We start from the raw sequence: 6678 nt of genomic DNA, 5'->3' as shown, positions 1-6678 counted from the left end.
GGTAAAACCCCACTGTCTAGAGTCAAGATTATTCGCGGCTTGCTTGATGACAATGGGGAGGAATATCTGGAGGCAGAGCGCACACTGCCAAGCTGGTTTAACCCAGAGGATATTTACAACCATTTCAACGGTAAGCCGATTTCTTTTGATACTTAGCTCTTCACTGTTAATTAATTTATGGAAATAGGTGAATACTATGCACCCAATAGAATTTAAGAAAAAGTGGTCAACTCAGGGGAAACAAGTGAATTCTTACCTTTGAATCGCACCCGAATCTCTCATGTCTACAGATGTAAACGCTTTCTAATTAAGAGTGCTTGTTTACAAGCGTTTTAGGCGCTGATGTTGCACACTCAATACTGCTCGGTCGGAGCTAGTCCTAATGAACGAGGGGGTTTTGGAGTGTATGCCGGGCGATGATCCTGTCTTTTTATGAGTGGCTTTGTTCCGGCATAGCTCCAAAACCTCCAATGTATTTTTTGATTTATAAAAAGTAGTTTTGGGTGCTTATGTCGGCTATTGGGTTTAAAAATTCGTACTCAAACAAATTTAACTCCAATCGCTCTGGTTAACTTTTGATTAGATGACTCGTCAAAATATCTGACTTTCCACATCCCGTGAAAAGTCAGGTCAAAAGATGATAAGATAATGCTCAAAATACTTTGGTAAAAATTTAGTGGAGTGGAATCTTGACAGGATTGTTATGTGTCAAGACAGTAAAATTTTTCTGTGTACATTATGAAATGGCAACGACGATTATTATTTAGCAGTTTATTAATTGTTTTTTTATTGTTTGGCATAATCTCTTGCAAGGCAAAAATAGTAAAGCCTGATTTGCTTGAGTCAAAACCAATTGTTGAATCATTAAAATTGGAGTTGGTAGATGAAAGTTTATATTCTGAAAAGTGGAGTAAATTGTTAGATGATATACAAAAGATATTTACGATTGCCGCCTTTTCTATCGGTGGCATCTGGACTTATTTTAACTATTTTAAAGGAAGAATATACAAACAACGTTTAGAATTAGATATTTTAGCTAGTATCATTGAGCAAAATGGAGTTAAATATTTAATAGCTAAAATATCTCTTCTTAATCTGGGATTAACCCAAACCCAGATTAAGAAGGAAGGAACTGCTTTAGTTATTAGTTCTTATAAAAGTCCACACACGAGTACAGAAAATAATATTTTTGAGTTGGTCATATGGGAAGATGTAGCAGCATATGATGTTTTCACCAATCATGATTGGATAGAGCCTAATGAAAAACTTGAAGAAGAATATTTAATTTTAGTACATCAAGAAAACCCTATGCCTATTAAACTTCGATTGCGAGTTACTTCCCCCACAAAAATTGAATGGAATGAAATAAAAATACTTACATCACAGCAATAATTTTTATGGGACATTTATATATAAATATTATTCAAAAAAGTAAATACAGATTTGCACATTCTATTAAATAATTAGGAGAAATCTGAATGGACTCATCTTTCCCAGAACCAATTGATAATTTTGAAAATCAAAAGAAGGAAAACGATGAAGAAACTGAGATAATTGAAAAATTAAAGAAACTAAAAAAGAAAATACAACCACCACTAGACCTAAAAAAACCAAACAAGACGGAGTAAACAAGGATTTTAAAAGGAGAGCGAAAAATTTCGGGGGATTCTAGGCATAGAACCGAGGATCACGTTTAGCCAGAGAAAATTTTCGCGCGCGATCAGGCAGAACCCGCACCCAGTCTACAAGCTGATATCAAAAATGATATCAAATTGTAACCTCATTAGCGTTTTGGGCAAAACCATAATCATCCGTAACCATGCAACAGTAAGGGTTTTAGCCTAATTAGTACTTGTTAGGAGTGACCATAATATTACCTCATATAAGCCAGCCTGATGATAAAACCTGGAAAGGCTGATTCTGCCGTGTAGGGGATTGATAAGGTTTGCTTAATTGTGGATTGTGAAAACTGGAAAGTGGTTGATGGTGTGGAATTGGTTATTGCTAAAATAACAAATTGCCATTCTCAATTTTTTCTACTACAGCACTGTTCAAGAACTGGGAGTAGAGCGGGTGGCGACAGCGGAGTGTGGGGGGCGGGCTGCTGAGTATTGGCCACTCCACGAGTGAACTTATGCCCGTCCCCCACACCACCCGCTCTAAGTGAAGCGTCTCCCAGTTCGTCGGGGCCTCACGAATTGATGAGGTTAAGCTTATTTCACAATTTAGTCATTATTGAATGACTAAATTGTGAAATGACTAAATTAATCAATTATTGCATTATATAAAAACGTCATTTAGTATTAATGTCTTGACTAACTTGCGTATTGACGCTAATTTTTTTACAAAAAACAATAAACAGGTCAATGTTGATTCTTACGTGTACATCCCTTTCCGGCGGTCAGGGTAAAACCACTACTGCTATTCTTTTAGGCAGAAGGCTTGCTCAGGAAGGGCAGCGGGTGTTGATGGTTGACGCTGACCCTCAATCCAACCTGACTTTTTATCTTGGTCATGAAGTTGAAGAAAACCAGCCTACGCTTCTGGAAGTCCTAAAAAAACAGGTGAGTACAGAAGATGGTATCTATGAAGTGGGTGAGAACCTGTGGCTCATTCCGGCAGATGACGGGCTGGATAAAGCGCAAGAGTTTCTATCCAGTAGCGGCATGGGGGCGATTGTTCTCAGCAAGCGATTAAAAGAAGTCGCTGATTTATTCCAATACTGCATCATTGATCCGCCGCCCCAGCGATCGCAAATTTGTCTGACGGCGGCGGGGGCGGCTGACCATATTATCATCCCGGCGGAAGCATCATCCAAAGGGGTAAATTCTCTCATCCGCACCCTTGCCTTGATTGAAGAACTTAGAGAAATTGATGCTTTTTCAGGTGAAATACTGGGCATCTTGCCTTTCAGAGATAAGTGGGTAGGGAATAACCAAGTAGCCCAAAGCAAGATAAGCATTGAAACGATGCGAACAATTGCAGAAACCATCCCTGTCTTACCGTCAATTCTAGAATCAGAACAATTCAAAAAAGCGATTGATAAGGGTGTAACCCTGTCCTCCCTCGGCTTTACCCAACTCGAAGCCCCCTTCCAGCAGATTATCGAGGGGTTACAAAAAAATGTCTGATGTTTTTGACCGTTTGAAAAAAAAGGGGGCGCGTCCCACCGTGCCAACTAGAGATACATCTCTGGTCAAAAAAGAAAATACAGAAATAGTTAATGACCAAATGACTGAATTTAGTCATTTAAAAAAGACCGAAGAACAAGATTCTGCTAATAGTGAAGGGCTAAAGGACAACCCCACTGTTTCCCCTCAAGAGCAGCAAAGCGATTTACCGCAGACTGTCCGGCGAACCATCAGGCTGGAACAGGACATAGACACTGAACTAGATGTTTTTTGCACCGCCAAAAAAGTTACCAGGGACACCTTTATAGAAGCTGCCTTTATCGTTTGTTCTCAAAACGAAGAATTGATGCAGGACATATTAGAGGAAGCCAAAAAACGGTATCAGCAGCGCAAGCAGGCGGGCGAGCAACGGAAATTTCAGACAATGGCGAAAAAAATTAATACCTAAACTGAATCCGCGACACATACCGGATTCAGGGTTCATCCGCCTCAATCATGAAATCATAATCCTGCCCACCATAAAAAATACCGTGGATCGTCACCCTGTCGTCTTTTATCGAAAAGGCAACCGTGACACGCTTGGCATAACCGACGACCCGTAACCCCGGACGCAAATCATCACGCTTCGTTCCGCGTTCTGGAAAGAGGGAAAGACGCTGGCAGAAAGCAACAATGTCGCTGATGTAACGCTCTGCCCGCTCTTCCCCGCTATGATCCGCAATATAACTGTAAAGCGTATCAAGTTGGCGCTCGGCGCGTGGCGAGAAGATGACATTATATTGTTTCATCTAGCCGTTTGCTTGGGTCGTGCGCTTGCGGTAATTGGAGCGGACACGCGCCACTATATCTTCTGCCGGAATGCCCAGGCTTTCCGTAGCTTCACATTCGTCATAGCTCTTGACGACTTCTGAGCACAACCACTTCTCTAAAGCTGCATCACGCGCCTGAAGGGTGCGAAGCCCGTCGCGGATGACTTCGCTTTCTGTCGCATACTCGCCCGAACTGACCTTGGCTTTAACCATTTCCATCATGTCATGCGGCAACGTGATGCTAAGGGGCTGTGTGGTTCTCATAAGATATTCTCTTTCCTGAAAGCATTTGATCACAGTGTATGATTAAATCATACACATATCTATAGGGCGAAGCAGGATATTATTAAGCCCAGCTTATCGCTCTGCAAAAATCCACTGATAAGATTTTCTGATTTTCAGGGGAGCGGGACGGAAAACCTGGCGTTGAGGCTGGTACGCTAGGAAAGTGTAATATCCCAGCATAGTCTTAAAGGTGTGAAAATCAACGGATTCGGCCAAGCGGAAATACTGAAACCTGAAGAAATATCCTTGCTGTTTCGTGAGGGTTTTGTCAACCCGCGCGATCGCGCTCTGTTCGGTGTCTGCCTCTATGCCGGAGCCAGAATCAACGAAGTCTGTACCCTGCTCAAGGGCGATGTGATCACGCCTAGAGGCGTGAGGACTAAGTTGATTATTCGCAGTTATAACACCAAAGGCGGACGCGACACGCGGGAGATTCAAATTCACCCCATCCTGAAAGACTACCTTGAAACCTATGCCCCGCTCATCAAAGCCAGGGGCAAAAATCCCCATCTGTTCCCCGGCAGGCACGGACTGAACCACATCCACCAAGCCAGTGCCGACCGGCTGATGAGAGAAGCTCTCCAAAGGGTAGGGTTAGAGGAACGGGGCATGAGTACCCATTCCTTCCGCCGAACCTGCTTAACGGCTATGAGTGATGCAGGGATACCCTTACGGCACATTCAATCCATCAGCGGACACCGCAGCCTAGCCGCCCTGGAACGCTATTTAGGCGTGACTGACCAGCATAAGGAAAACGCCATTGCTGCCCTGAATTTTGAGCCGACTGTCAGCCCCTTTTAAGCAAACTATCAAATGTTTCTGAAGATACACCAATACGGAAATAGTTGGCTGAACCTCTAATAATTGGGTTGAGCTTGGCTATTAAAGCATCGACACTCAGGGTTTTATTTTCCAACCATACACGTCTGAGCTTATCCCGTAATTTCTGCATGGATTCAAAGCTCGGTTTAATGAGCAGTTTCCAACCAGTTTTGGTATTGATGTCTTTGTATTGTCTAATTGAAAACCCAAGAAAATCAAATCCTTCACTAATATGGACTATTTTGGTCTTTTCTGGTGAGCTGATCTTTGTTGTTATAAGTTACACCTAACGCTTCTTCCATTCCATGCAAAGTTGTCTTGGCAGACTACTAGATATTCCACTTCAAAGAACTTAGTCTAACGCTTTATTTCTACAACTGTGGTTCCTTAGCAATTAAAGCTTTTGCCATTTCGCTGTTGACCGGCTTGGAGAAGAAGTAACCCTGAACATACTCACACTTTAGAACCCTAAGCTGTGCTAGCTGCTCTGCTGTTTCCACCCCTTCGGCCGTTACTTCCATACCAAGACTATGAGCCAGCGTCACGATCGCCTGCACAATTTCTAAATTTTCAGCATCGTCGCCTATTCTACTAATGAAGGAGCGATCGATCTTCAATGTGTTGATGGGAAAACGATGTAGATAACTTAAAGAGGAGTACCCTGTTCCAAAGTCATCCATGTGTAGTTGCATACCCAAAGCTCTCAGATGCAGGAGCATGGAGGTTGCAGCTTCAGCATTTTCCATGACGATGCTTTCTGTAATTTCCAAACTTAAATGACAGGGATCGAGCTTGGTTTCTTGCAAAATTTGTTCTATCTGCTCAACTAAATTCGGTTGCGTGAACTGTTTCCTGGAAAGATTCACACTAATAGTCAATGAAAAGTTGTTAGACGATTGTTCCTGCCACATATGTATGTGACGGCATGCCTCACGTAGCACCCACTGACCAAGGGGAACAATTAGCCCCGTCTCCTCTGCCACTGGAATAAACTCTGCTGGGTGAATAAGACCTCGGTCTGGATGCTGCCAGCGCACAAGTGCCTCAAACCCATGAATCTTGCCAGTTTCTAGGAAAATAATCGGCTGGTAATGAAGGTCGAACTCTTGGCGCTCAATAGCACGTCGCAGATCCATTTCTAATTGCAAGCGTGCTACGGCACGGGTATGCATATCTTTGCCAAACACTTCAGATCTAGCCTTGCCCAAAGCTTTAGCTTGATACATCGCAGTATCCGCGTCACGTAAAATTTCTTCTGGCAGCTCATAGCTGTTTGCAGTCAGGGCAATACCAATGCTGACGGTGGTAAATACTTCATGGCTACTGAGGTTAAACGGTAACGTCATCTCCTGGTGAATACAGTCGACTATGCACGTTACGTCACCCATGCCTTTGATATCATCAAGCAGGATTGTGAATTCATCTCCTCCCAAACGTGCAACTGTATCTCCAGAGCGTAAACACTTCTTCAGCCTGTCAGCAAGCGCCACTAGCTGTAACGACCTGCAATACTAATCGCTAAAACCTGCAATCAAGACATTTACAAACCAGGATTAAATGCAACTATAATTGCGCTTCAGCCAGGATTAAATGCAACTGAGCCAGGATTATTTGCAACCAACCTGCAATCA

9 protein-coding genes are annotated in these 6678 nt (G+C 42.8%); 5 read left to right on the top strand and 4 right to left on the bottom strand.

What is annotated here, in order from left to right; genetic code table 11:
* The first annotated feature begins 738 nt into the window (after positions 1 to 738).
* The 4 genes from ACEW80_RS07875 (at position 739) to ACEW80_RS07860 (ending at position 3579) form a co-directional block, all read left to right on the top strand.
* Entirely contained in the window at positions 739 to 1392 is a 654-nt protein-coding gene (locus ACEW80_RS07875; protein ID WP_373526062.1) for a hypothetical protein, read from the top strand.
* 86 nt (positions 1393 to 1478) lie between these two features.
* Positions 1479 to 1628, top strand: a complete 150-nt coding sequence (locus tag ACEW80_RS07870) for a hypothetical protein (RefSeq protein ID WP_373526061.1) — start codon at positions 1479 to 1481, stop codon at positions 1626 to 1628.
* Positions 1629 to 2366: 738 nt separating this feature from the next.
* Positions 2367 to 3131, top strand: coding sequence for a ParA family protein (locus ACEW80_RS07865; RefSeq protein WP_373526060.1), 765 nt, complete (start codon positions 2367 to 2369; stop codon positions 3129 to 3131).
* Positions 3124 to 3579: a hypothetical protein gene (locus tag ACEW80_RS07860; protein WP_373526059.1), complete on the top strand. Its 456-nt coding sequence runs from the start codon at positions 3124 to 3126 to the stop codon at positions 3577 to 3579. Before ACEW80_RS07865 ends, ACEW80_RS07860 begins: the two co-directional genes overlap by 8 nt.
* A 25-nt stretch (positions 3580 to 3604) precedes the next feature.
* On the opposite strand, the gene ACEW80_RS07855 is transcribed toward ACEW80_RS07860, so the two are convergent.
* Both ACEW80_RS07855 and ACEW80_RS07850 read right to left on the bottom strand, forming a co-directional pair.
* Complete coding sequence (locus ACEW80_RS07855; protein WP_373526058.1) at positions 3605 to 3919, bottom strand: type II toxin-antitoxin system RelE/ParE family toxin; 315 nt, start codon at positions 3917 to 3919, stop codon at positions 3605 to 3607.
* Positions 3920 to 4204, bottom strand: a complete 285-nt coding sequence (locus ACEW80_RS07850; RefSeq protein WP_373526057.1) for a type II toxin-antitoxin system ParD family antitoxin — start codon at positions 4202 to 4204, stop codon at positions 3920 to 3922.
* Positions 4205 to 4417: 213 nt separating this feature from the next.
* Between ACEW80_RS07850 and ACEW80_RS07845 the strand changes: the two genes are divergently transcribed.
* On the top strand, positions 4418 to 5026 hold the full coding sequence (locus ACEW80_RS07845; RefSeq protein ID WP_373526056.1) for a tyrosine-type recombinase/integrase: 609 nt from the start codon (positions 4418 to 4420) through the stop codon (positions 5024 to 5026).
* On the opposite strand, the gene ACEW80_RS07840 is transcribed toward ACEW80_RS07845, so the two are convergent.
* Together ACEW80_RS07840 and ACEW80_RS07835 are read right to left on the bottom strand one after the other, a co-directional pair.
* Complete coding sequence (locus ACEW80_RS07840) at positions 5013 to 5177, bottom strand: group II intron maturase-specific domain-containing protein (protein ID WP_373526055.1); 165 nt, start codon at positions 5175 to 5177, stop codon at positions 5013 to 5015. The genes ACEW80_RS07845 and ACEW80_RS07840 overlap by 14 nt on opposite strands.
* 241 nt (positions 5178 to 5418) lie before the next feature.
* Complete coding sequence (locus tag ACEW80_RS07835; RefSeq protein WP_373526054.1) at positions 5419 to 6537, bottom strand: putative bifunctional diguanylate cyclase/phosphodiesterase; 1119 nt, start codon at positions 6535 to 6537, stop codon at positions 5419 to 5421.
* Positions 6538 to 6678: the final 141 nt, after the last annotated feature.

Source organism: Nostoc sp. (assembly GCF_041747015.1).
Classification (GTDB): domain Bacteria; phylum Cyanobacteriota; class Cyanobacteriia; order Cyanobacteriales; family Nostocaceae; genus Nostoc.
The sequence above is the reverse complement of the archived record's forward strand: the minus strand, read 5'-3'. Positions and strand labels throughout refer to the sequence as shown.